The sequence below is a fragment of the Dinoroseobacter sp. S76 genome (genome assembly GCF_049801095.1).
In the GTDB taxonomy this organism is placed as follows: Bacteria; Pseudomonadota; Alphaproteobacteria; order Rhodobacterales; family Rhodobacteraceae; genus Dinoroseobacter.
In genome coordinates this window covers 84,867-109,043 of sequence record NZ_JBNAGH010000006.1, presented here as the reverse complement: position 1 = coordinate 109,043, position 24,177 = coordinate 84,867, and the positions used below count along the sequence as shown (strand labels likewise).

Below are 24,177 nucleotides of genomic sequence, written 5' to 3'. Positions count from 1 at the left end.
TCCGAACCTGTCTAGGTGTTCATGGAATCGAAGAACTCGGAATTGGTCTTCGTCTGCTTCAACTTCGAGATCAGGAATTCGATGGCATCCGTCGTGCCCATCGGGTTCAGGATGCGGCGCAGCACAAAGGTCTTTTGCAGATCCTTGGCATCGACCAGCAGGTCCTCTTTCCGAGTGCCGGATTTGAGGATGTCCATCGCCGGGAAGACGCGCTTGTCCGCCACTTTCCGATCCAGAACGATTTCGGAGTTACCCGTGCCTTTGAACTCCTCGAAGATCACTTCGTCCATACGCGAACCGGTATCGATCAGAGCGGTGGCGATGATCGTCAGCGAGCCGCCCTCCTCGATATTCCGAGCAGCACCGAAGAACCGCTTGGGACGCTGGAGCGCATTGGCATCCACACCCCCGGTCAGAACCTTACCAGAAGACGGCACCACGGTGTTGAAGGCGCGACCCAGGCGCGTGATCGAATCGAGCAGGATCACCACGTCGCGTTTATGCTCCACAAGGCGCTTGGCCTTCTCGATGACCATCTCGGACACCGCCACGTGGCGCGAGGCCGGCTCGTCAAAGGTCGAGGAGATGACCTCCCCCTTCACCGAGCGCTGCATGTCCGTGACTTCCTCGGGACGTTCGTCGATCAGAAGCACCATCAGGTAACACTCGGGATGGTTCGCTGCGATGCTCTTGGCGATGTTCTGCAGAAGAACCGTCTTACCCGTCCGCGGCGGCGCCACGATGAGCGACCGCTGCCCCTTCCCGATCGGCGCCACGAGATCAATAATCCGCGCGGAACGATCGCGGATCGTTGGATCCTCGATCTCCATCTTCAGGCGTTCATCCGGGTAAAGCGGCGTCAGGTTGTCGAAGCTCACCTTGTGACGCGCCATTTCCGGGTCCTGGAAGTTCACCTGGCTCACAGAGGTAATCGCAAAGTAGCGTTCATTCTCCCGCGGCGCCTGGATAACGCCCTCAACCGTGTCACCGGTGCGCAGGGAGTGCTGACGGATTTTCTCCGGGGAGACGTAGATGTCGTCAGGACCCGGCAGGTAGTTCGCCTCGGGTGAGCGCAGGAAGCCGAACCCGTCCTGCATCACTTCCAGCACGCCATCGCCAGAGATTTCCCACCCGTCTTCGGCGCGTTCCTTGAGGATGGCGAACATCATGTCGCCCTTGCGCATGGTGGAGGCGTTTTCGACTTCCAGTTCTTCCGCCATGGGAAGCAGGTCAGCCGGGCTCATAGCCTTGAGGTCAGCGAGGGCAAGACGCTCTTGAGTCATTGGGATATCCCATTCTGGCGCCTCAGAGGGGCGCAGATCATTTATGTATTCGTGAAGATGCCCATCCGGACGGAGGGTTGGCGAGCTTCCTAGACCGACAGAAGATCTGAGTCAATCTCTCAGCACGTTCCGGTCAGAACGGGCGCGCGATGACCGAGAAGACGATAACCAGCATTAGGACTGTCGGGACCTCGTTCATCTTTCGGTAACCAGATCCGGTCACAGTGGCGGTGCCTTCCAGCAACTGCTTGCGCTGGCCGGCGCACCACATATGGAACCACGTCATGCCAAGGATCGCCGCGAACTTCGTATAGGGCCAGATCGCCCCCCAATCCACCACACCAGGCGTCATGACCAACCAGAGGCCAAAGATCCAGCTGGAGATCATGGCCGGGTTCATGATCGCTCTGAGAAGCCGACGCTCCATGGTCTCGAAAAGCTCTTTCGTCTTCCCTGCAACCGCATCGGATTCCACGTGATAGACAAAGAGCCGGGGAAGGTAGAACAAACCTGCCATCCAGGCGATCACCGAGATCACATGCAGGGACTTGATCCAGGGATAGAGGTCCATCTGTCTTCCTTCATTGGTCTGATCTTCTATTCATAAAATAGAAAGAAAAGAAAAGATGATGATGATGTAGGGACTGGGGATAAGTCGAATTCTTTGGTTATGCACAGAGTTGTCCCGTTGGGGATGAGATTTCCCCATTCTGTGGATGGATCAGATTGATTCTGAAAAACCAATAGCTTGACGTCCCGGAAAAACCTTTAAATCTGTGGATCGTTTCAGAGCAGTCCTGTTTTGACCGGTCTCGTTGTCTCGCAGCCCACATGGGATGGTTTTCGCGCAGTTTCGCAATTATTCGACTTGTCTTTGGACCAGAAGGTGAACACCTTCCAACGGGCAAAAACCGTGGACATGTCGCGGTCAAACTATCCACAGGGGTATCCTCATGGCTGTCAACATCGTGCTTGCCTCCGGGTCCGAGATCCGGCGGACCCTTCTTGAGAATGCCGGGGTTCCAGTGCGTGTGGAGCCGGCGCGGATCGATGAAGAGATGATCACACAATCTCTCTTGTCGGAAGGGGCGTCGCCGCGGGACGTGGCCGACGCCTTGGCCGAGTTGAAGGCAGAGAAGGTTGGGCGCAAGGTGCCGGATGCGCTGGTCATCGGATCGGATCAGGTGCTCGATATCGAGGGCTCTCTCTTGTCGAAACCGGAAACGCCTGAAGATGCCGAGGCACAGATTGCGATGCTCTCGGGCAAGACCCATCGGCTCCATTCTGCGGCGGTGATTTATCACGAGGGTAAGCCGATCTGGCGCCATGTGGGGCAGGTGCGTCTGACCATGCGGCCCGTTCAACCTGACTACATCAAGGATTACGTTGCCCGAAATTGGGAGAGTGTCCGGCATGCGGTTGGAGCCTATAAACTCGAGGAAGAGGGTGCGCGGCTCTTTGCCCGTGTCGATGGAGATTATTTCACGGTTTTGGGCCTCCCCTTGTTGGAATTGTTGAGCTATCTCACCTTGAGGGGAGAGATCGACGGATGACTGACCACAAGGTTCCCATAGCTGGCGTGATCGGAAACCCGATCGCCCATTCGCGCTCGCCGCATCTGCACGGGCATTGGCTGCGGACCTATGGAATCGATGGCTATTACGTGCCGCTCCATGTGCAGGGCCAGGACCTGGCGGAGGTGTTCCGAGCCTTGCCAAAGCTCGGTTTCAAAGGGGTGAATGTCACGCTGCCCCATAAGGAACGCGCGTTGGAGCTCGCGGATCGCGTGTCAGATCGCGCGGCGCTGATCGGCGCGGCGAACACGATCACCTTCCAGCCTGACGGCACGATCCATGCGGACAATACCGATGGCTATGGTTTCATCGAGAACTTGCGCGCGGGCGCTGAGGGTTGGTCCCCTCGCACCGGTCCCACTGTTGTTCTCGGAGCGGGCGGTGCCGCGCGCGGTGTTCTGTCGGCCCTGCTCGAGGCCGGCGCGCCGGAGATCCGCTTGGCGAACCGCACACGGGTAAAGGCCGAGAGCCTGCGCAATGATTTCGGTCCGCGCGTGACGGTGGTGGATTGGCACCGGGTGTCGGACGTCCTTGAGGACGCGACGACGCTGGTCAACACGACCTCGCTGGGCATGGAGGGGCAGCCGGAGCTCTCGATTTCCATTGATGCTCTACCCAAGGATGCCGTGGTCACGGACATCGTTTACCGCCCCCTGATCACCAAGCTTCTCGGGACAGCGATGGCCCGTGGAAACCCGATTGTGGACGGGTTGGGCATGCTCCTGCATCAAGCTGCGCCCGGGTTTGAGCGCTGGTTCGGACTTCGCCCCGAGATCACGCCGGAACTGCGCGCGGCCGCGCTGGCGGAATGATCAAGATCGGGCTCACTGGCTCCATCGGCATGGGCAAAAGCACCACGGCCAAGATGTTCGCGGCTCGGGGTGTCCCGGTTTGGGATGCGGATGCGGCGGTGCATCGTCTCTATGGTCCGGGCGGGGCAGGGGCAGTGGCCATCGCGACCCTGTTTCCGGACGCTCTCGCGGGTGAAGGCGTGGATCGTGAGGTCTTGAAGGCCGAGATTGCCCGCGATCCATCGGTGCTCAAGACCATCGAAGGCTTGATCCATCCCCTCGTCGCTGCGGATCGCGCGGCTTTTGTGGCAGAGGCGGAGGCGAAAGGGGCCAAGGCCGTTTTGCTCGATATTCCTCTGCTCTTTGAAACCGGGTCGGTGGATCAGATGGATCTGGTGGTTGTCGTCTCGGCCCCTGCGGACCAGCAACGCGAAAGGGTCCTTGCACGGCCGGGCATGACCGAAGCGCAGTTTGACACCATTCTTGCCAAGCAGACCCCCGATGCCGAGAAACGCGCGCGCGCAGATATCGTCATCTCGACCGAGACACTGGACAGCGCCGAAGCGGGCGTCGACACTGTGATGCAACGCCTATCGGAGAGCCAAGATGCGTGAGATCGTCCTGGATACGGAAACCACCGGATTCGAGCCTTCGGAAGGGGATCGCATCGTCGAGATCGGCGCGGTCGAACTCTATAACCACATGCCCACGGGCAAGGTTTATCACCAATATATCAACCCGCAGCGGAGCATGCCGCAATCGGCGTTTGAGGTGCATGGGCTCGGTGATGAGTTTCTGGCGGACAAGCCGGTCTTTGCGGCGATCGTCGATGAATTTGTCGAGTTTGTCGGGGACGCCAAGCTGGTGATCCACAACGCGGCTTTCGACATGAAGTTCCTGAATGCGGAGCTTGGCTGGGCCAACAAGCCGCTTTTGCCGATGGATCAGGCGCTCGATACCCTGGCGATTGCGCGGAAGAAGTTCCCGGGCTCTCCAGCGTCGCTGGATGCGCTGTGCCGCCGGTTCGGGGTCGATAACTCCGCGCGGGAAAAGCACGGGGCTCTTCTCGACTCCGAGATTCTGGCGGAGGTTTATCTCGAACTGATTGGGGGTCAGCAGCCGGGACTGGAGCTTGGCGCGCGCACGGCCAGTGCCGGGGCAGGGGTTGCAGGACAGGCGCAGCGGGTTGCTGCCCGCCCGACCCCTCTGCCGCCCCGGATCACAGACACGGAAAAGGCGGCTCACGCCGCCTTTGTCGAGAAGCTTGGGGATGGCGCGCTTTGGGCAAAAGCGCGCTGACTTCTTAGGCCTGAGCGGTCGGCGCGGCCTGCTGAGCAGCGGCGCGACGGGCGAGTTCCTGACGGTAGAGCGCCACGAAATCGATCAGGTCGAGGTTCAGCGGCGGGAAGCCCCCGTCGCGGGTCACATCCGACACGATGCGACGCACGAAGGGGAAGATCATCCGCGGGCACTCGATCAGCAGGAAGGGGTGCATCTGCTCGTCCGGCACGTTCTCGATGTGGAAGACACCGGCATATTCGAGTTCAAGCCCGAAGATCATATCACCGCTATCCTTGGTCTTGGCGGTGATGTTGAGCTTCATCGCGACTTCGTACTGGTTATCCGTCGGACGCTTCTTGGCGTCGAGGTTCACCTGCACCTGAATGTCGGGCTGCGCATCGCCCTGCAGGCCCTTCTGCGCGGCAATGTTCTCGAAAGACATGTCGCGGATGAATTGCGCCAGGATCTTGAGTTGCGGCATTGCCTGCTGTTCTTGCGGCGCGGCGGCGCCGTTCGTGGTTTCGTCAGCCATGGAATCCTCGTCGGGTTATCTGATTGGAGCCGCTCCTATCAGGATGCGCGCGGCCCCTCAATCCCGGCTCGGGTCTTTCGTCCAGCCGGACGGGCCGCTGGGCCCGGGCTCAGTCATGTCCAGATCCGTGTACTCTGTATCGATGGTCTGCTCCGAGGCCGGGCGCGCGCGCTGCGGTCCCGCGCCCATCTCGAACTTCTGCACGTTGATCCGCGATTTCGCATAGCGCATGATCGCGAGCCGCACGGGCGGGATCAGAAGGGCAAAGCCCACCGCATCGGTGAAAAACCCGGGCGTCAGCAAAAGCGCGCCGGAAAACAGGATCATCGCCCCATGGGCCAGAGCCTCGGACGGATCGCGCAATTCCGAGAAGGATCCCCGCAGGTCATTCATCGCCTGAAGGCCTTGGGAGCGGACAAGTGTTGTGCCCAAAAGTGCCGTCAACACCACCACGGCGAGTGTCGGCCAGAGGCCAATCGCCCCGCCCACCTGAATGAACAAAGCGATCTCGATCAAGGGCACGGCCACAAAGAGCACAAAGAGCCACATTTTAAGCTCCTCCGGGGCAGGGGTGAAGGTGGACTTGCCACCGGCTCGACCTTACATATGCAATCTGACCCGAGATACCATAGATACACCGCCGCGCGAGGATCCAATGAATTCTAACATGCTCCAAATCCTGGTTCTGATTGGAGTCGCTGTCTTCCTGATCCTCCGGCTGCGCAGCGTTCTTGGCACCCGCGAAGGGTTTGAGAAGAAACCGATGCCTCTGGACGCGCCTGAGCGGGACGTCTCGCCCCGTCGTGATTTCGAAGTGATCGAAGGCGGACCAGATAACGACATCATCGACCACGTGCCCGATGGAAGCGACAGTGCCAAGGCGCTGGCGGCCATGAAAATGGCCGAGCCGGGCTTTAATGTGAGCGAGTTCCTCTCCGGATCCCGCGGCGCCTATGAGTGGATCCTCATGGCATTCGAAAATGGCGATCTGTCGGAAGTGCAGAACTTCCTGTCCGAAGAGCTTTACGAGGCCTTTGACGAGGTGATTTCCCAACGGGCCGAGCAAGGTCTGACGGTGGAAGCCGAGTTCATCGGTGTCCGTGAGACGAGCCTTGTCGAAGCTGCCTTTGATCGGGACACCTCCGAGGGTGAGATCACCGTGCGCTTTGTGGCCGAGCTGGTCTTTGCGGTCCGCAACGCGGAAGGCGAGATCGTTGACGGTGACAGCACCGAGATCAAGCGCCAGCGCGATGCCTGGACCTTTGCGCGGATCATGGGGTCGGATGACCCGAACTGGCGGCTTGTTGCGACCGGGGAATGAGGCGACTGGGCGCGGCGCTTGCCGGGCTGTCTCTGATGGTTGGCACTGCGGCACACGGCGCTTCTGTTGAGCTTTTGTCCTTCGACGACCTGCCTGGTTGGGCGGAGGACGCTCACATGGAGGCGTTGGAGGCATTTCGGACAACCTGTGTCGATCTGAAAGACTCGGCCTGGGGCTCGGTTTGTGCCTTGGCGCGTGACACCGAAGACGCCCGCGGGTTTTTTGAGAGCCTGTTTTTGCCCGTTCTGATCGGCGGAGAGGAAGAGGCTCTTTTCACCGGCTATTATGAACCGGAACTGCGCGCCTCGCTCCGGCGCGAGGGTCCCTATCAATACCCGCTCTATCGTCGTCCGCCCGAATTGCCGCGCGGCCAGGCGTGGTACACGCGGGGTCAGTTGGAAGAGGGCGGCCTCCTCGATGGGCGCGGGCTCGAGATCGCCTATGCGCGTGACCCGGTGGACGTGTTTTTCCTGCAGGTTCAGGGTTCTGGTCGGCTGCGCCTGCCCGATGGCGATGTTCTCCGCGTGGGGTTCGCGGCCAAGAACGGCCATGACTACAGTTCTGTCGGGCGTGAGCTGGTGCGCCGGGGTCTCTTCCAACCGCACCAGGTCTCTGCCGATCGGATCAAGGATTGGGTGCGGGCCAATGGGGCGGAGGGGCGGCGCCTTCTGCATCACAACAAATCCTTCGTTTTCTTTCGCGAGGTCTCGCAAGTGCCGGCCTATCTCGGGCCGCTTGGCGCGATGAACCGCTCGATCACCGAGATGCGGTCGATCGCGGTGGATCCGGCCTTCACCCCGCTCGGCGCGCCGGTCTGGATCGAGAAGGGCGGCGCGCGTCCGTTGAACCGGCTCGTGATCGCGCAGGATACCGGCTCGGCGATCAAGGGCGCGCAACGGGCCGATATCTTCTACGGCACCGGGGAGGCTGCGGGGGCGCAGGCCGGTCGTATTCGCGACCCGGGCCGGATGGTCGTTCTGTTGCCAATCGAGATGGCACTCGCCTACGCGGAAAGCGGGGATTGAGATGTCCAAGCGCCCCCCGAGACGATTGCGCCCCGAGGAGGAGGCCTTGTGGCAGCGTGTCGCCGAAACCGCAACGCCGCTTCACAAGACAAGCTTGCCAAAGCCAACGGATATCGAACGCCCTAAAAGAACGCCGAAAACCCCCGTTGTAGAGCCTGTTTCGCCCTTCTCGATCGGGGAAAAGGCGCAGACCCGGGTCAGTCATGACATCGCGCCCAGCATGGCCGATCAGATCCGCGCGGCGCCGGTTGCTATGGATCGCAAGGCCTTTGGGCGGTTGAAACGCGGCAAGCTCAGCCCGGAGGGACGGATTGATCTTCATGGCATGACGCTGGCACAGGCGCATCCGGCGTTGAACCGGTTCATTCTCGGCTCTCATGCTCAGGGCAAGCGGCTCGTACTGGTCATCACCGGCAAGGGCAAGGATCGCGATGCAGGTGGGCCGATCCCCGAACGGCTCGGCGTATTGCGCCATCAGGTGCCCCATTGGCTGCAAATCCCGCCCCTGAACGCGGTCGTCTTGCAGGTCAGTCAGGCCCATATCCGTCATGGCGGGGGTGGGGCCTACTACGTCTATCTGCGCCGGACCCGCTAGCGTCCCAAGCTCCGCAATCGCCGCAGACACAGGGTCAGGAGCAGGACGGACCCGAGGACATAGACACTGATCCAGGGCATTTGCGCCGGAAAGCTGAGCCCTGCATCTATCCCGAACCCGGTGAAAAGCGGCCCGATGGCTGATCCGACCACCATTAGTGCGGTGGCGACGGCCTTGATCGCGCCGAGATGCCGGGTTCCGAAACTGTCCGCCCAGAAGGCCGCGGGCAGGGCGTTATTGGCCCCGGCCGTGATCGCCAACAACCCGATGGCGAGACCAATCGTCCAGGGGGTTTCAGCGCTGGCGAGGATCAGGAACCCAAGCGCCAGTGGCAAAAGATAGAGCGGCATCAATCGCATGCTCCCCAACCGGTCGATCAGTGCGCCCGTGCTCAGCATCGCGAGGATGGAGAGACCGGAATAGATCGGGAAGAGGGCGACGAGCTCCAGATGTGGGAGGCCCTTGGCTTCGGCCAAATGGACTTGTTGAAAGAAGAACGCGGTGATCAGGGCAGGCGGGGCGATCAGGCCCGGGACCAGACCCCAGAACAGAGGGTTGCGGAGCACTTCCGTGCGGCTCCAATGGCGGTTTCCAAGGCCTGTGGCATCATAGGTTGCGGCGAAGCTCTGAGGTGTCCGCTCCTCCCGCAGGAGCATGCGCAAAAGCGGGATGGTCAAAAGTGCCAGAGCTGCCGTCAGAACCCAAAGCTCTCGCCAAGGTGCCACAGTCAGAAGCGCAACGAAGATCAACGGAAGCATAGCCTCCCCCAGGGAAAAGCCCAGGGAAGAGACGGCAATCGCCTTGCCCCGGGTTGCCGTGAACCAACGGGCAATCGCCACGCGGGAGATATGGCTGAGCATCCCCTGACCGCTGAGCCGCAGGGCGAACACCACCACCGGCAACGCCCAAACCCAAGGGTTCACCGCCATGGTGAGGCAGGCGCAAGCCAACCCACCCATGGCCCAGGGCCCCAGATTGCGCGCCCGGTGATGATCGGTCAGCGCACCGAGCCAGACCATTGCGGCTGCGGCAGCGAGGGTGCCGCTGGCATAGATCGCGCCCCAAGCGCCGTGGCTCAGACCAAAGCTCTCTTGGATCTCGCCCGCGAAGATCGAGATGAAGAAGGTCTGGCCGTAGCTGCTTGAAAACGCGAGCAACCCGCCAGCGCCGAGCCAGCGGGCATTGCTGCGAAGGAATCCGGGATGCGCCATGGCCCAGCCTTAGGGCCGGGCGTGAACAAAGGAAAGCTCAGAGCACGTAGCGGCTGAGATCCGTGTCCTTGGTGAGCGCGCCGAGATTGGCCTCGACAAAGGCCGCATCCACCGCGATCTCGTCGCCGGAGCGATCCGGGGCGGAGAAGCTGAGCTCCTCAAAGACCCGCTCCATCACTGTATAGAGCCGCCGCGCGCCGATGTTTTCCACCGACTGGTTTACCTCGGCAGCGATGCGGGCGAGGGCGGCGATACCATCTTCGGTGAAGGACACGGTCACCTCCTCGGTGCCCATCAGGGCGGTGTATTGCAGGGTCAGCGCGTTGTCGGTTTCCGTCAGGATCCGCACGAAATCCGCCTCGGTCAGGGCGCGCAGCTCGACCCGGATGGGCAAACGGCCCTGCAATTCCGGCAGAAGGTCCGAAGGTTTCGCGATGTGGAAGGCGCCGGAGGCGATGAAGAGCACATGATCGGTCTTCACCGGGCCGTATTTCGTGCTGACGGTGGTGCCTTCGATCAGGGGCAGCAGGTCGCGCTGCACTCCTTCGCGGCTGACATCCCCGCCACGTGCATCCGAGCGGGCGCAGACCTTGTCGATCTCGTCGAGAAACACGATGCCGTTTTGCTCCACCGCGCTCACGGCGGTGCGGTTGACCGTCTCGTCATCGAGTAGCTTGTCCGCCTCTTCGCCGATCAGAACCTCATAGCTCTGGGCCACGGTCATCTTTTTGCGCACGGTGCGCCCGCCAAAGGCTTTGCCGAAGATATCGCCGAGGTTCATCCCGCCGCCCATCTGACCCATGCCGGGCTGACCGGGAATGTCGAACATGCCCATGGGGTTGGAATTGTCCGCGACCTCAAGCTCGATCACCGTGTCGTCCAGCTCGCCCGCCTTGAGCTTGCGGCGGAACATCTCGCGGGTCGCTTCACGGGCATCGGTGCCAGCAATCGCCTCGATCACCCGTTCCTCGGCGGCGTTGTGGGCGTTGGCTTTGACCTCATCGCGCATATGCTCGCGGGTCATGGTGATCGCGTTTTCGACCAGATCGCGGATGATCTGCTCAACATCGCGGCCCACATAGCCTACTTCGGTGAATTTCGTGGCCTCGACCTTGATGAAGGGGGCCCGGGCAAGCTTGGCCAGACGGCGGCTGATCTCGGTCTTGCCGACACCGGTCGGCCCGATCATCAGGATGTTCTTGGGATAAACCTCTTCGCGGAGATCATCGCTCAGCTGCTTGCGCCGCCAGCGGTTGCGCAGGGCGACGGCGACCGCGCGTTTGGCGTCCTTCTGGCCGATGATGAAGCGATCCAGTTCGGACACGATTTCGCGGGGGGTCAGGTCGGTCAAAGGGGGGGTCTCCTGCGGTAGAACTGGTCGCTAGGTAAGGATGTGGGCGGAAAACGCAAGACGCGGGGCAGGTCGGGCCTCAGGCCTCGATCGCCTCAACGGTCAGGTTTCCGTTGGTATAGACACAGATATCGGCGGCGATCTGCATGGCCTTGCGCGCCACGGTCTCCGCGTCATGGTCGGTCTCGATCAGGCCCCGGGCGGCGGCGAGCGCGAAGTTCCCGCCGGACCCAATGGCCGCGATATTGTGCTCGGGCTCCAGAACGTCACCCGCCCCGGTGATCACTAGAAGATGGCGGCCATCGGTCACGATCAGCATCGCCTCGAGCTTTTGCAGGTACTTATCCGTCCGCCAATCCTTGGCGAGCTCGACGGCGGCGCGCTGCAGCTGGCCGGGCGTGGCTTCGAGCTTGGCTTCGAGCCGCTCTAGCAGGGTGAAGGCATCGGCGGTGGAGCCTGCAAACCCCGCCACCACGTCATGACCCCCGGGGCTCAGCCGGCGCACTTTGCGGGCGGTGCCCTTGATCACGGTCTGGCCGAGGCTGACCTGACCATCGCCCGCGACAACGACTTTGCCGTCCTTTTTCACGCCGATGATCGTGGTCCCGTGCCAGCCGGGGAAATCTGTGTCTGCCATGGGGGCCTCCGTCTTTGCCGGTCTTATATGCGGGCGCGCCCCCGGTTTCGCAATGTCTCCGGCCTCCGGAGGGCGGCGACGATGCGGATCGGGCACGAAAAAGGGCGCCCGAAAGCGCCCTTGTCTCAGTCTCGAACCGGATCCTTGCGCGATCAGAGCGCTTCCTGGATCCAGCTTTGCAGCGCCGCCTTGGGGGCCGCGCCAACCTTGTTCGAGATGACCTGGCCGTCCTTGAACATGAACAGTGCCGGGATCCCGCGGACGCCCATCTGTGCCGGGGAGTTCGGGTTCTCGTCCACGTTGATCTTGGCGATCTTCACCTGGCCGTCATAGTGTTCGCTGAGCTCTTCGAGCGCCGGGCCGATCTGTTTGCAGGGGCCGCACCACTCAGCCCAGAAATCCACGACAACGGGGATATCGGAGTTGGTGACTTCGGCTTCGAATGTCTCGTCGGTAACGGCAACAGTGGCCATGTCGGAACCCTCCTTGGGGATGCATATCTCGGGGACGGAACGTAGGAAGCAGCTCGGGAAAGGTCAAGCTGAGGCTTTGGTTTGCAACGCAGCGATCACCAGCTTGTGCGGCAGGGGCATGAGCGTCGCGGTCCGGGTCCAGAGAAGTGCTGTCTCCACCGGGCGATCCGGATAGATCGCGGAGAGCGCTTCGGCATAGGCGCCCATCTGCCGCAAAAGACCCAAGGGCACATCCTCAGGCCGGGCCGGGACCACCGCATTCGTTTTGAAATCCACGGCGAGGATGCGATCTGGCGTCACCAGCAACCGGTCCACCGTTCCGATCATCTGCTGCCCGCCAAGGCTGGGCAGGGGCGCGGTTAGGTCAACCTCGGCCAATGTGTCGGGCGCGAAGAGCTCCGCAAGATCTGGCGCGTCGAGCACCGCTTGCGCTTCGGCCAGACAGGCGGCGCTATCCTCGGCCCCCTCCAGCAGCGCGGGCGCAGATGCGGACCAGTCCGTTCGGGTCAGGGCGGGCAGGTGTTCGAGCAAGCGGTGGATCCGGTCCCCCCGCGCCATGGCCGCCGCCTTGTCGAGACCTGCCTCACCGCCTTCGATGATCTTCGCCCCTTCAAGGCGAGAGGGGGTGATCCGATCGGGCGTTGCGGGCGGGGGGGCCAGCGGTGCGCTGGGCGGTGTGGGGGGCGGGGCCGCCGTCTCCTTTTCTATCGCTCGGGTCCCGTTGACGGGCCAGTCCCCATGGGTCACCCGCAATCCTTCGCCCGTGGGGGTGTCCAGGGGCAGAGCCCCGTCCATCGCGCCCATCCCCGTGGTGACCATGGCATGCCAGCTGTCCGCGCCTGCGCCGGTCTCTCCCGCTGCGGCCACGATCAGCCAGGTCTCGGCTCGGGTCAGTGCCACGTAGAGGAGCCGCATCCGCTCATCATCGGCGCGGGTCTTGTGGTCCTGGGCCACGCTCTGACACTGGCGCGGGCGGGAGGCGTCATTGCCAGCCCAGACCAGCGGACCCTCGGGCAGGGGCAGCATCATGGTGCGCCCGGGATTGCCCCTTGGCTTGGCACAATCGGGCAGGATCACGATCGGCGCCTCCAGCCCCTTGGCCCCGTGCACGGTCATCACCCGGATCTCGTCCCGGCGGGCATCGATCTGGCGCTTGATCTCCATATCGTCCTGACGGAACCAGTTGACGAACCCGGTCAGGCTCGGCACCTCCGCCTGCTCATACTGCAAAGCCTGCGCGAGGAGGACATCGACCCCTTCCTCCGCCTCGGCCCCGAGCCGCGCGATCAGGCGTTCGCGGCCCCCATGCCGGGTCAGGATCCGGTCGAGCAGGTCATAGGGGCGCAGGAAATCCGCTTGGTTCATGATGTCTTGCAGGAAGGCGATTGTTTCCTCATGGGCCTCCCCCGCATCGCGCAGGGCGGCCCAAAGGAAGGGCGTTTCCCGGGGTTGCGCCAGGGCGTGCAACTCCGCCGCGCTCCAATCGCAGAGGGGGGAGCGCAACACGCAGGCCAGCGACAGACTGTCCTCGGGCATCGCGGCAAAAGCCAGCAGCGCCATGAGGTCTCGCACAGCCAGTTCCGCTCCGACGCGCAGGCGGTCCGATCCGGCGATGGGCAGGGCTTCGGTTTTGCAGGCCCGGATCAGCTCATGGAAGATCTCGGATCGGCGCTGCACGAGGATCAGGATATCACCGGGCGTGACGGGTCGGGTTTCGCCTCGTGCTGTGGTGATCTGTGTCCCGGCATCCAGCATCGCGCGGATCTCGCCTGCGATCTTGCGGGCCAGAACGAGCCGCGCATCATCCTGTGCGGGCTGATCCACGGGATCGGTCCAGGGCCGCGCCTCCTCCGCTTCAGTCTTGGGCAGGGCAGGCCAGAGATCCACGCGCCCGGGCAGATCCGGGTGGAACGCCAGATGCTGGGACGCGCTGCCGAGCCCGCGATGTGCAAAAAGCGCAAAGGTCTGGTCGACCAGCTGCAGCACCGCCCGCGAGGATCGGAAGGAATAGAGCAATAGCTTTTCTTCGAGCGGTGTGCCGACCTGCGCCAGTGCCGTCCCGAAATGGCCGCGCATCCGGTCGAACCCTGCCGGATCCGCCCCTTGAAAGGAATAGATCGACTGCTTCTGGTCGCCGACCACGAAGATCGTGCGCTGGATATCGGTCCGCGCGCCTTGTCCTGCGGTGAATTCGCGCGTCAGAAGGCGGATGACCTCCCATTGCACGGGCGCGGTATCCTGTGCCTCGTCCACCAGCATGTGGTCGATCCCGCCATCGAGCCGGAAGAGCACCCATTGCGCGACCCCCGGATCCGTCAGAAGCGCCTGCGCCCGCAGGATCAGATCGTCAAAATCCAGCCAACCACGCGCTTGCTTGCCATCCTGATAGCGGCGGATGAAGGCATGGGCGAAGGCATGGATCCGGACGGTCATGGCCGCAAGCCCGAGTGCCAGCCGTGTATCGCGCGCCTCCTCGATCCGGGTCATCAGCGCGTTGAGCGCGTCTTGGTCCGGGCCGAGCGCCGTGCGTGTCGCCTTGGTCGGAAACCCGTCGATCTTAGCGCCGAAGGGCGACTTCGCCTTGGCCCCAAAGAGCACCACACCCTCGAGCGCCTCCATCCAACCCGGCCCCATGGCGGTGGCGATCACGCCGCGCAGCTTGGCCGCAGCCATCTGGTCCGTGGCGGTGCCGGCAGCGCAGGCCGTCGCCACCCGATCCAGCAGCGCGCCATCCCCGGGCAGAAGCGTCCGGTCCACCAACGCGTCCAGCGTGTCGTCCGGATCCAGCTCCAGCGCGCGATAGATCGCGCCCGGATCCGGCTCAACCTCGAACTGCCCGCGATGTTTCAGCAGGGTCTGGATCAGATTGGGCAGGACCGCTTCGTCGATATCCTGCGAAAGCGCCTGAAAAAGAGCCTGATCCGGGCCCGTTGCCATGTCGCGCAGGACCGACTGCAAAAGCTCTGCTTCGGCGCGGCTGTCCATCTCCTTGAACTGGGGGGAGACCTCGGCCTCCAGCGGAAAGCGTCGCAAAAGCCCCGCGCAGAAGGAGTGGATCGTCTGGATCTTGAGCCCGCCCGGCGTCTCGATCGCCCGCGCAAAAAGCGTGCGCGCCGTCCGGCAAAGATCCTCCGTCAGCTCTGCGCGCGAGAGCCCCAGGGCCCCGAGTTTTTCGCGCAGATCCCCATCCTCAAGCATCGACCACGCGCCAAGGGTCCGGAACAGGCGGTTCTGCATCTCGCTCGCCGCTGCCTTCGTGTAGGTCAGGCAGAGAATCCGCTCCGGCAGCACGCCATCGAGCAGCAGCCGCGCCACCCGGTCGGTCAGCACCTTGGTTTTGCCCGACCCCGCATTCGCCGAAAGCCAGACCGAATAGGCGGGATCCGCGGCTTGCATCTGCGCGAGGCTGGCGTCGTTGGGCGCGGTCATGGCATCTCCTCCGGGCTGGGGAGGTCGGTCTGATCCCACTCCCCAAATCGGCTGAGATGGTCGTATTCCGAGACATGTTTCAGGTCGCGCGGCATCCGGCGGGCGGTGTAGCCGCGCGTCCCCGCAAGGAACCCGTCGAGGATGTCGACAAATGCCTCCCGCGCCTTGCCGATCTCGTCGGGCGCGAGGTCGCGGGTCGTGTCGCCGAGCCCCTTGTTGAGCCTCAGATAGCTGATCCGGGTGACATCGAGCGGAGGCAGATCCTTGAAGTCCCCGGCCACTGCGATGATCGCCTCCAGATGGAGCTGCTTGACCAGCGCGTCGATCTGCTTGGGCGAGGGCAGCTGCCCGGTCTTGTAGTCATAGAGCACGATGCCGCCATCCTCGGTCCGGTCGATCCGGTCCGCATTGCAGGACAGGGTGACCCCATTGCTCAGCAGGGTTTGCCCCTCAACCTCCAGCGCGAGGGGCTGCGCACTGGCAAGACGCGCGCGCTCTGCGGCAGCGAGAGGACCCGCGAAGCTGGCAAAGCGCGCAACCCATTGCAACTGTGTTTCGGGCCAGGGCACGGCCTCACCAATCACCTGCGTGGCGGTGTCAATCAGATGGGCTTCGGTGATCTCCGCCCCCTTGGGCAGGTCCTTCAGCGCAGCCTCCATGATCGCGTGGAACACGGTCCCCCGCAGGGCCGGTGTCGGCCCGGGATCGAGCGGTTCCAGAGGCCGCAGCTTCAGCACGTCGCTGGCATAGATCTGATACGGGTCGCGGATAAGGGTCTCGACCCGCGAAGCTGAGATCCGCGGACGGATCTGGCTGCGTTGGACCTTGGGCGAGGGGCGGGGGGAGGCAGGCGCGCTGCGCCCCGGCCGGTCAAGCTGCCCGGCGGTCGCGATCAGCGCGTCCCCGCGCGCGCGCGCCTCCGCAAGGGCGGTCTGTCCGGTCTGTCCGATCCCGTCGAGCAGGTTGGTCAACCGGTTCAGCCAGCGCGACGGCACGGTTTCCGCCTCGCTGTCCCGGGTCGCGCGGGTCAGGATGACCTCCTTGGCGCCAAAAGCCTGCTGGAAGTCATGGGCCGAGAGCCCGACCTGCCGTTCCGGGACCAAGAGCCCCGCCTCATGGCGCATGCGCCGGTTCATCCACGGGTCCGGGTCGGGAAGGCCGGGCCAGATGCCCTCGTTCAACCCGGCAAGGATGACAAGATCTGCGCCTTGGACCCGGGCCTCCAGCGTGCCCCAGAAGGTGATCCGCGGATCGGGCTGAATCGGATCCCGCACTTCGCCCGCCGCGAGGATCGAGGCGAGCAAGGCCCCATAGTCCCTCGGTGTGATTGTCCCACCCGCATCGGCAGCATCGCGCAACTGGTCGAGGGACTTGAGCGCCTGCGCCCCGGCCTCCATATCCCACAATCCGCCGGAGCCGGGGCGGTCCGGTCCTGCGGCGAGCTGCTCGGTGCGCGCCCGGTGCAAGGTCTCCAGATCTGCGATGGATTGCGGCGGTGTCCGGGCGAGGTCAAAGAGCGTGGCGATCACCCAGTCCACCCAAGGGGCCCGGCTGGGATCCACGGCCTCGGTTTTGGCCTGCGGGGTTCGAGCCCATGCACGCAGGCTTTCGGGCGTCACCGCGCGACCGGGCGTCTTGCGGAACCACAGTTCCAGATCGCGGGTATGGAGCAGATGCTGCCCCCGCTCGGGATGCTCGGAATGGGTCAGCGGATGTTTCAGCGTGACGAGCAGATCGGCCGCCTTGAGCTCCGTTCCCATGAGCGCCGCCACGTGGCGCAAGAGCCGCCCGGGGGGCGACAGGATCAGGGGTTTGCCCGCGCTGTCATCGGGCAGGATGCGCCAGCGATCGAGCGCTGCGGTGACCTGTCGGGTCAGGGTTCGATCCGGTGTGATCAGCGCCACATGCCGGTTCCCCGCCGCCGCCGCGCGCAGGGCCGTGGCGATGCTCAATGCCTCTTCCCGTTGGGAGCTGGCCTCGATCAGGGTCACACCGGCCAGCGCTTCGGGGATCTCCGACAGGCCGGGACCCTCGGCCCGCCATTGATCCGTGACCGGGGCCGGGCGCAGAGCCAGGGAGGCAAGCCGGTTCCGGGCAGGCGCAGGGGCGGGGCGCTCGATCCAGTGGGGCAGGTCTTCCGCCCGCAGATCCAGATCCGCAAGAAGACGGGCATAGCGAAATTGCGGATGATCCTCATGGCTGAGCGCATCGGTCATGCGCGACCAGACGGAGGCGGGTTGATCAAAGTCGAACCCGGGCAGGATCAGCGCGCCCTGAGGCAGACGGGCCACCGCCTCCATCAGGCGCGCGGTGGTGCCGCGAGATCCGGTGGAGCCGATGATCAGGATCGGATGCGAGGGTGGCGTGGTCTCCCACCGGGCGATCTGGCGCAGGACCGCCTGGCGCTGGCGCCCCTGCGGTCCGGGCGGTGCCGAGCTGCTGTCGAGAAAGGGCGCGACGATCGAGATGAAGCGCAGGGCGCGCTCCCAATGGGCCGAGAGGTCGCCGACATCGAGGCTGGTGAGCCTGTCCAGAGACACGCCTTCGCCCTCGCATTCATCGAGCAGCCGCACGAGGCTCGCCGAGAGATCGAACAGTGCGGAGCGAGGCGCGATATCTGGGGCGGCGGCGAGGAGCTCGGCTACGAGCGCGCTCAGCTCCAACTGTCGCTGCAGGTTCGGCGTGGCAGGTGGCAACGTGAGATCGCGCGCCCCGATATCGGTCAGCAGCCGGATCCGGGGCAGAAAGCCCGCCCGGCCGTCCCGTGACAAGAGGTCCTTGAGCCGACGCTGCATCCGCGCGGTGTTCACATAGATCTCGACCCGGGCGAGCGCTTCGGGCGGTTGACCCTCGAGCCGCGCAAGCAATCCATCCAGACTGGCCTGCGGAAAGTCGAGGCCGATGGGCACGCCGAAGACCCGTGGCTCCTTCGTTTCGGGAAAGAGGGACGGCCCTGTCATTGATGCGCCGCGAGCATGGTTTCGGCGATCTCGATGCCCGAAGGCGTGCCCACATCCGCCCAATGCCCCGAATAGACAAGCCCGCAGAGCCGCCCACGCGCGGCCATCTGGTCCCAGAGCAGGTTGAGAGAGAACACGCGATCCGGGATGTCCGCAAGACCGTCGGGTTTGAGGATCTGCGCCCCGGTATAGGTGAGCGGCCCGCTGCGGGTCAGGCGCCCATCGGCGGCACAGGTGAAGTCTCCTGCGCCGCGATGACCATGGGCGTGCTCCGCCGGGATGAGCAGCAAGAGCGCATCCATCCGGGTCGGATCCCAAGTCGCGCGCAATTGCGACAAGGCGGTTGGATCGGACCAGACTGCGTCGGAATTCAGGGTGAAAACCGGCCCGGGGCCAAGCAGTGGCAAGGCCGCGCGCAACCCGCCACCGGTCTCGAGCCGTTCCTCGGGCTCTTCGCTGATCAGGATCTCAGGGCGTGTTGCGAGATGCTCGGCGATCTGCACGGCGCGGTAGTGGGTGTTGACCACGCAATGGTCGATCCGAGCCGCTGTCACCAATTCGAGCGCGTGATCCAGCAGCGGTCGACCAGCCACCTCCACCAGCGGTTTGGGCAGGTGATCGGTGAGCGGCGCCATCCGCGTGCCCCGCCCCGCCGCGAAGAGCATTACGGCATCGGGCATGTGCCGCTCCGTGCCTTGAGATCGTCGAGATGTGCTGGGCTCGGTTTGGGCAGGGTCTCGGCCACAAGTTGCGCCACTTCTGCAAGGCTGGGGTGCTGCAGGTTGATCTCGAGCTGCGTCCAGACCCGGGGGATCAGATCCACATAGCCGGGCTTTCCGAAATGCAGGGAGAGGCGCGCAAAAATCCCGAGGATCCGTAGCGCGCGCTGGGCGGAAAGAATCGCGATGGCGCGATCAAATGTGGCGAGATCCTCGGCGAACCAGTGGAACACCTCTTGGCGCAGGGTCTCGACCACAGGCTCAGGCACATCCCGACGGGCGTCATGGAAGAGCGAGGCCACATCATAGAGCGGGTGGCTCAGCACCGCGTCCTGAAAATCGAGCAGACCGACCCGGCGAAGCCCGGCCTCCCGAGGGCACCAGATCAGGTTTTCCGCATGAAAATCCCGGAGAGCCACTACCTTTCGTGACCAATCGAGCGTCTCAAGGGCCTGAAGCAGGCTCTCGGCAAGGGGCGCGGCATGGTCCGGGGCGTCCGCATACCAGATCGGCGCGAGGTCGATGGCCGCGGCCATTTCCGCAGCACCGTAGTCGGGAAGGGGCGGAGGCGGGGCTCGGTGTAAGTGTCGCAGAACAGAAAGGGCCTCGCGGTAGAGCGGGATTTCCTGATCCGGCGTGGCCTCGAAGATCCGCGCATAGAGGCCGTCGCCCAGATCTTCGAGCAGCAGAAACCCTTTTGCCCGATCCTGTGCGAGAATGGCGGGGGGATGGAGGTCGAGCCCCTCCAGATGGGCCGCCACATCGAGAAACGGCTCAATCGAGCCACCGGTGTCAGGCGGTGCGTCCATCAGGACAACCGGGCGCGCATCAAGGGTCAGCCGGTCATAGCGTCGGTTCGAGGCATCCCCTGCGAGAGGGCGGAGCGGCTCCCCGCGCCAACCCGTCTCGCGGAGAAACGCCTCCTTGTCCTCTTGGCGCGCGGTCATGCCACCTGATCCAGGCAAGGAGCCAACCGCGCGGCCCAGCCGGTTCCGAGGTCGGTGAGGGACAGGGTGCGACCCTGGCCAGTTTCGGGGCTCTGCAAGCTGACCACCAATGCGTTGGGAGGCAGATCCGTGCCCAACCGGTCGGGCCATTCGATCAGCGTGATCGCCTCTTCATAGGCCTCCGCCAGACCGAGCGCGTCTATCTCGCCCGGATCCGTGAGCCGATAAAGGTCGCAATGCCAGAGCTCCACACTGTCGAGATCATAGGTCTGCACAAGGGTGAATGTGGGCGAAGGCACATCCTCAACCCGTCCCAACGCTGCCAATCGTGCTTGGATAATCGCGCGACTGAGCACGCTCTTCCCTGCCCCGATCTCGCCCACCAGAAGCAGGCTGTCCCCGGCCCGCAACAGCGGTGCGAGACAGGCGCCGAATGCCTGCGTTCTGGCCTCATCGGGCAGGTGGATCGTGGCGAAGGGCGCGGGCGACATACATTGGTTGTACCCGGTGCGCGCCCGGCTGCAAGCCTTCGCGAAGTGCCCGGGTTCAGGCGGTTTGCGCGATCTCCTCGGGGGCGCCGGTATTCAGCAGATCGGCGACCGGCTCCAGCGGCTTGAACCCGACGAGGGTCATGCCCTGGGCGAGGGGTGAGACGCGGCAACGGATGATCTGGCCACTGTCATTCAGACGGGCGAAATCCTCCCAATCGGAGCGACCCTGGCTTGTGGTCGCAAAATCCCGGATATCACCCCAGATCGGCGTCGGCTGACAGGCATCCTGCCAGGTCCGCGTCGAGTCCACGATGCTGGTGGGCAGCACGCCATCGGCGTCATCGGTCCCCCAAAGCTTGCCATAGGCCGCGTTCGACAGGACCAGCGTTCCGTTCTCGGAAAAGACCGCGATGGCGTCTTCGAGCGTGTCGAGCACCCGTTGGCCCAGCTCAATCTCCGAGCGGAAGCGGCGGGTCAGAGACACCTCGGAGGAGATATCCTCGAAGGTCAGGGCGATCCCGCCATCATGATGGGGCCGCCCGAGAATGCGATAGTTCTGTCCCGTGGGAAGGGCCCAGGTCTCTTCGAAAGTGCCGTTGGTTGCGGCCTTTTCCAGCCCGGTCAGGCGGTTGCGCCATTCCTTATAGTCTTTTGGCTCCGGCAGCATGTTGCGATCCCGCAGCCGGTCGAGCACTTCGGACAGGCCGGGCCGGGCGCTGAGCCATTCCGGCTCCAGCGTGGTGAGATCCGTGAGGGCGGGGTTGAAGAGTACAAGCTGCCGCCGCTTGTCGAAAATCGCGAGGCCCACCTGAAGATGCGCGAAGGTGCTGGTCAGGGTCTGCACGAAGTTGCGCAGGGAGGCCTCGGCCCGCACGGTCAGGTCAATCGGGGTGGCGGTGTAGAGAACCTCGTCCTGAACCCGGTGACCTTCCACCTCGAACCACCGTTTCTCGGTCTCGGACATATCCACCGAGACGCGCCGCTGCCCCGGCGTGTCCGGATGGGCGAGGGATTTTTGCTTGAACAAACGGGGCATCGGCCAGCTGCCGGCGCGGTCGGGAAAGACCGTTTCGGTCAGATCGATATAGGGCTTGTTCGCCCAGGTCAGGGCGCCATCCCGATCCTGCCGCCACATCAGGAGGGGCACATGCTCCACCGTGGCGCGCAGCTGCACAAGCTCCCGGCGCTGGGCCGCGGCTTGTTCCGGGCTTGGATCCAGGGGACCGGTTTCGATGCTGGTGGTTTGGGAAGCATGGCGCGCGGCCTCCCGTCGAGAGAGAACGTTCAGGACATAGAGCGCGAAGGCCGCAGTGAGAAACGCAACCGCCAGCAGCGTCGCGAGAAGCGAGAAGTCCATACCATTCATCAACAATCTGCCTATTGTTTTAGACAGTTCTGCCAAGCAATGGTTAACACCGCCTTAAACTTCGATGGGTTGGTTCTCGCCAAGGGCGACACTGTCACCGGTTTCCGGCAGGGCAATCTGCTCGCGGGGCCAGATCGCCTCGACAATGGCGCCGCTCCGCACGGGGCGCTCTTCCTTGGGCAGGAACGGGTCCGAACCATTGGCAAAGCTCATCTCGGCGCCAGTCCGCTCCAACAGGGTCTTGGCGATGAAAAGACCGAGCCCCATCCCCTCATACCCCGGGCGGCGCGGGTCGCTGGCGGCCTTGCGTTTGCGCACGAACGGGTCGCCGATCCGGCCCAGCAGATGCGTAGGGTACCCCTCGCCATCATCAATGATCCGCACGAGGATCACCTCGTCAGTCCAGTGCAGATCAATCCAGACATTGGCCTCGGCGAAGTCCACGGCGTTCTGCACGAGGTTGCGCACCCCGTGGATAATCTCCGGGTGACGGCGGATCGTGGGTTGCTGATTGCTGCCGCCGGGGGCTGGCGAGACATCAAAATGAAGTGATTTGCCACGCTGGGAATGGGGCTCGGCCGCCTCCCGAACCACGGTCCCGAGGGGGGCGGTTTTGAGGTGCAGATCGTCCTTCCCGGCCCGCCCCATGGAGCGCAGGATATCGCGACATCGATCCGCCTGATCGCGGATCAGCTCGGCATCTTCCTTAAGCACCGGATCGTCCAGTTCCTCGGCCAGCTCCTGGCTGACCAGTTTGATCGTGGCCAGCGGCGTTCCCAACTCATGGGCGGCCGCAGCCACCACCCCGCCGAGATCCGTCAGTTTCTGCTCCCGGGCCAGGGCCATTTGCGTCGCAAGCAGCGCCTCTGACATGGAATTTGTCTCACCCGTCACCCGGTAGGCATAGGCCCCGAGGAAGACGACCCCGATGATGATCGCGCACCAGAACCCGAAGACGAGCACCTCGGGCATGCGCAGGATGAAGCCCTGTTCGGTGCGTAAAGGCACGTGAATAAAGGCCACGAGGCTCACCAGACACATGGCCACCACCCCGAGGATCAGGGTTGAGCGCAGGCGCAGCGTCGCCGCCGAGATCGTCACGGGCGCCAGGATCAGGAGCGCGAAGGGATTGTTCAGCCCGCCGGTCAGATAGAGCAGGAAAGCCAGCTGCGAGACGTCGAACATCAGCGTCAGCATCGCCTCGTTTTCGGACAGGCGCTTGTTCTCGGGATAGACGAACATCGCCACCGTATTGGCGATGAAGGAGGCCCCGATCGCGAGATAGAGCAGACCGTAATTCAGCGTGAGGTTCAGCACCTGCGAGGCGACCGCAATCGTCACGATCTGCCCGGTGATCGCAAGCCAGCGCAACAGGATCAATGTGCGCAGGCGGACCCAGGTGCTGCGGTCCTTGGGAACAACAGGAGGCGTGGCGGTCTCGGTCATTCCCTCGGTCGAAGTGTCACAGGTGTCTGGACCTAGACCATAGAGCCACCCCATCTAAGAAGACAAGAGAAGTCGATGTGAACGGATGGGAGACGCGCTCGATGAAACTCTATGCCGGGACGGCCATTGCCCTTGTGACAGCTTTGATTGGCGGGACGGTCTATATGGCCTTCTTCAATTCGCCCGATGATCCGCTGGCCCAGTGTCGCGGTGGCGTCGTGGCGACGGGAAGCGCCTCGATCGGCGGCCCGTTCGAGCTGGTCTCGGAGACCGGCGAGACTGTGACAGACGCCGAGGTGATCACCAAACCCTCCCTGATCTATTTCGGCTATACGTTCTGCCCGGATGTCTGCCCGCTGGATGTGGCGCGCAATGCCGAGGCGGTGGATCTGCTGCAGGAGCGGGGCATCGATGTGCAGCCGGTCTTCATCTCGATCGACCCGGAGCGGGACACGCCGGATGTGGTGGAGTATTTCACCGATGCGATGCATCCGGACATGCTCGGCCTGACCGGCTCGGCAGAGCAGGTGGCGGCCGCCTCCAAGGCCTACAAAACCTACTACCGCAAGCAGGAGGGTGACCCGGAATACTACCTCGTGGACCACTCGACCTTCACCTATCTGATGATGCCGGAGAGCGGTTTTGCTGATTTTTTCCGCAGGGAAGCGTCCCCCACGCAAATGGCGGAGCGGGTAGCGTGCTTTGTCGAGCATTCAACCTGAGGTCGAGGTTTGACCCCGAGACA

General features: G+C 63.6%; 23 protein-coding genes. 8 read left to right on the top strand and 15 right to left on the bottom strand.

What is annotated here, in order from left to right:
• Positions 1-11: 11 nt before the first annotated feature.
• Both rho and ACP153_RS16705 read right to left on the bottom strand, forming a co-directional pair.
• Positions 12-1,283 carry a transcription termination factor Rho gene (gene rho / locus ACP153_RS16710; protein ID WP_424972157.1) on the bottom strand — a complete coding sequence of 424 codons (1,272 nt, stop codon included), beginning with the start codon at positions 1,281-1,283 and terminating at the stop codon, positions 12-14.
• A 133-nt stretch (positions 1,284-1,416) separates the two neighbouring features.
• Positions 1,417-1,854 carry a CopD family protein gene (locus tag ACP153_RS16705; RefSeq protein WP_424972156.1) on the bottom strand — a complete coding sequence of 146 codons (438 nt, stop codon included), beginning with the start codon at positions 1,852-1,854 and terminating at the stop codon, positions 1,417-1,419.
• 382 nt (positions 1,855-2,236) lie between these two features.
• Between ACP153_RS16705 and ACP153_RS16700 the strand changes: the two genes are divergently transcribed.
• The 4 genes from ACP153_RS16700 to dnaQ are packed head-to-tail and all read left to right on the top strand — an operon-like array spanning position 2,237 to position 4,947.
• Complete coding sequence (locus tag ACP153_RS16700) at positions 2,237-2,836, top strand: Maf family protein (RefSeq protein ID WP_424972155.1); 600 nt, start codon at positions 2,237-2,239, stop codon at positions 2,834-2,836.
• Entirely contained in the window at positions 2,833-3,669 is an 837-nt protein-coding gene (locus tag ACP153_RS16695) for a shikimate dehydrogenase (RefSeq protein WP_424972154.1), read from the top strand. Before ACP153_RS16700 ends, ACP153_RS16695 begins: the two co-directional genes overlap by 4 nt.
• Positions 3,666-4,262 carry a dephospho-CoA kinase gene (coaE, locus tag ACP153_RS16690; protein ID WP_424972153.1) on the top strand — a complete coding sequence of 199 codons (597 nt, stop codon included), beginning with the start codon at positions 3,666-3,668 and terminating at the stop codon, positions 4,260-4,262. The genes ACP153_RS16695 and coaE overlap by 4 nt, the downstream gene beginning before the upstream one ends.
• Entirely contained in the window at positions 4,255-4,947 is a 693-nt protein-coding gene (gene dnaQ, locus ACP153_RS16685; protein WP_424972152.1) for a DNA polymerase III subunit epsilon, read from the top strand. Before coaE ends, dnaQ begins: the two co-directional genes overlap by 8 nt.
• Before the next feature lie 4 nt (positions 4,948-4,951).
• On the opposite strand, the gene secB is transcribed toward dnaQ, so the two are convergent.
• A complete protein-coding gene (secB, locus tag ACP153_RS16680) occupies positions 4,952-5,461 on the bottom strand; it encodes a protein-export chaperone SecB (RefSeq protein WP_424972151.1) in 510 nt (169 codons plus the stop codon).
• Between the two features lie 57 nt (positions 5,462-5,518).
• A complete protein-coding gene (locus ACP153_RS16675) occupies positions 5,519-6,010 on the bottom strand; it encodes an FxsA family protein (RefSeq protein WP_424972150.1) in 492 nt (163 codons plus the stop codon).
• 106 nt (positions 6,011-6,116) lie between these two features.
• On the opposite strand from ACP153_RS16675, the gene ACP153_RS16670 reads away from it, so the two are divergent.
• The 3 genes from ACP153_RS16670 to ACP153_RS16660 are packed head-to-tail and all read left to right on the top strand — an operon-like array spanning position 6,117 to position 8,402.
• Positions 6,117-6,782 (top strand): Tim44/TimA family putative adaptor protein, encoded by a 666-nt coding sequence (locus ACP153_RS16670; protein ID WP_424972149.1) that lies wholly within the window; start codon positions 6,117-6,119, stop codon positions 6,780-6,782.
• Complete coding sequence (locus ACP153_RS16665; protein ID WP_424972148.1) at positions 6,779-7,807, top strand: murein transglycosylase A; 1,029 nt, start codon at positions 6,779-6,781, stop codon at positions 7,805-7,807. The genes ACP153_RS16670 and ACP153_RS16665 overlap by 4 nt, the downstream gene beginning before the upstream one ends.
• Position 7,808: 1 nt before the next feature.
• Positions 7,809-8,402 carry a Smr/MutS family protein gene (locus ACP153_RS16660; protein WP_424972147.1) on the top strand — a complete coding sequence of 198 codons (594 nt, stop codon included), beginning with the start codon at positions 7,809-7,811 and terminating at the stop codon, positions 8,400-8,402.
• Here ACP153_RS16660 and ACP153_RS16655 read toward each other — a convergent pair.
• The 11 genes from ACP153_RS16655 to regB form a co-directional block, all read right to left on the bottom strand.
• Positions 8,399-9,613 (bottom strand): MFS transporter, encoded by a 1,215-nt coding sequence (locus tag ACP153_RS16655; RefSeq protein WP_424972146.1) that lies wholly within the window; start codon positions 9,611-9,613, stop codon positions 8,399-8,401. The two genes, ACP153_RS16660 and ACP153_RS16655, sit on opposite strands and share 4 nt — an antisense overlap.
• Before the next feature lie 37 nt (positions 9,614-9,650).
• Positions 9,651-10,964: an ATP-dependent protease ATPase subunit HslU gene (hslU, locus tag ACP153_RS16650; protein WP_424972145.1), complete on the bottom strand. Its 1,314-nt coding sequence runs from the start codon at positions 10,962-10,964 to the stop codon at positions 9,651-9,653.
• 79 nt (positions 10,965-11,043) lie between these two features.
• Complete coding sequence (hslV, locus tag ACP153_RS16645; protein ID WP_424972144.1) at positions 11,044-11,601, bottom strand: ATP-dependent protease subunit HslV; 558 nt, start codon at positions 11,599-11,601, stop codon at positions 11,044-11,046.
• 152 nt (positions 11,602-11,753) lie between these two features.
• A complete protein-coding gene (trxA, locus tag ACP153_RS16640) occupies positions 11,754-12,074 on the bottom strand; it encodes a thioredoxin (protein WP_424972143.1) in 321 nt (106 codons plus the stop codon).
• A gap of 63 nt (positions 12,075-12,137) precedes the next feature.
• Complete coding sequence (gene addA / locus ACP153_RS16635; protein ID WP_424972142.1) at positions 12,138-15,503, bottom strand: double-strand break repair helicase AddA; 3,366 nt, start codon at positions 15,501-15,503, stop codon at positions 12,138-12,140.
• Positions 15,500-18,463, bottom strand: a complete 2,964-nt coding sequence (gene addB, locus ACP153_RS16630; protein WP_424972141.1) for a double-strand break repair protein AddB — start codon at positions 18,461-18,463, stop codon at positions 15,500-15,502. Before addB ends, addA begins: the two co-directional genes overlap by 4 nt.
• Entirely contained in the window at positions 18,460-19,143 is a 684-nt protein-coding gene (locus tag ACP153_RS16625; RefSeq protein WP_424972140.1) for a nucleotidyltransferase family protein, read from the bottom strand. The genes addB and ACP153_RS16625 overlap by 4 nt, the downstream gene beginning before the upstream one ends.
• The gene (locus ACP153_RS16620; RefSeq protein ID WP_424972139.1) at positions 19,128-20,129 is read right to left on the bottom strand and encodes an aminoglycoside phosphotransferase family protein; all 1,002 of its coding nucleotides are present in this window, start codon (positions 20,127-20,129) and stop codon (positions 19,128-19,130) included. The genes ACP153_RS16625 and ACP153_RS16620 overlap by 16 nt, the downstream gene beginning before the upstream one ends.
• Positions 20,126-20,620 carry a tRNA (adenosine(37)-N6)-threonylcarbamoyltransferase complex ATPase subunit type 1 TsaE gene (gene tsaE, locus ACP153_RS16615; protein ID WP_424972138.1) on the bottom strand — a complete coding sequence of 165 codons (495 nt, stop codon included), beginning with the start codon at positions 20,618-20,620 and terminating at the stop codon, positions 20,126-20,128. The genes ACP153_RS16620 and tsaE overlap by 4 nt, the downstream gene beginning before the upstream one ends.
• Before the next feature lie 55 nt (positions 20,621-20,675).
• Positions 20,676-21,986 carry a PAS-domain containing protein gene (locus ACP153_RS16610; protein WP_424972137.1) on the bottom strand — a complete coding sequence of 437 codons (1,311 nt, stop codon included), beginning with the start codon at positions 21,984-21,986 and terminating at the stop codon, positions 20,676-20,678.
• A gap of 54 nt (positions 21,987-22,040) precedes the next feature.
• Complete coding sequence (gene regB / locus ACP153_RS16605; RefSeq protein ID WP_424972136.1) at positions 22,041-23,432, bottom strand: sensor histidine kinase RegB; 1,392 nt, start codon at positions 23,430-23,432, stop codon at positions 22,041-22,043.
• Positions 23,433-23,533: 101 nt separating this feature from the next.
• Here regB and ACP153_RS16600 point away from each other — a divergent pair, with 101 nt between their 5' ends.
• Complete coding sequence (locus ACP153_RS16600) at positions 23,534-24,154, top strand: SCO family protein (protein WP_424972135.1); 621 nt, start codon at positions 23,534-23,536, stop codon at positions 24,152-24,154.
• Positions 24,155-24,177: the final 23 nt, after the last annotated feature.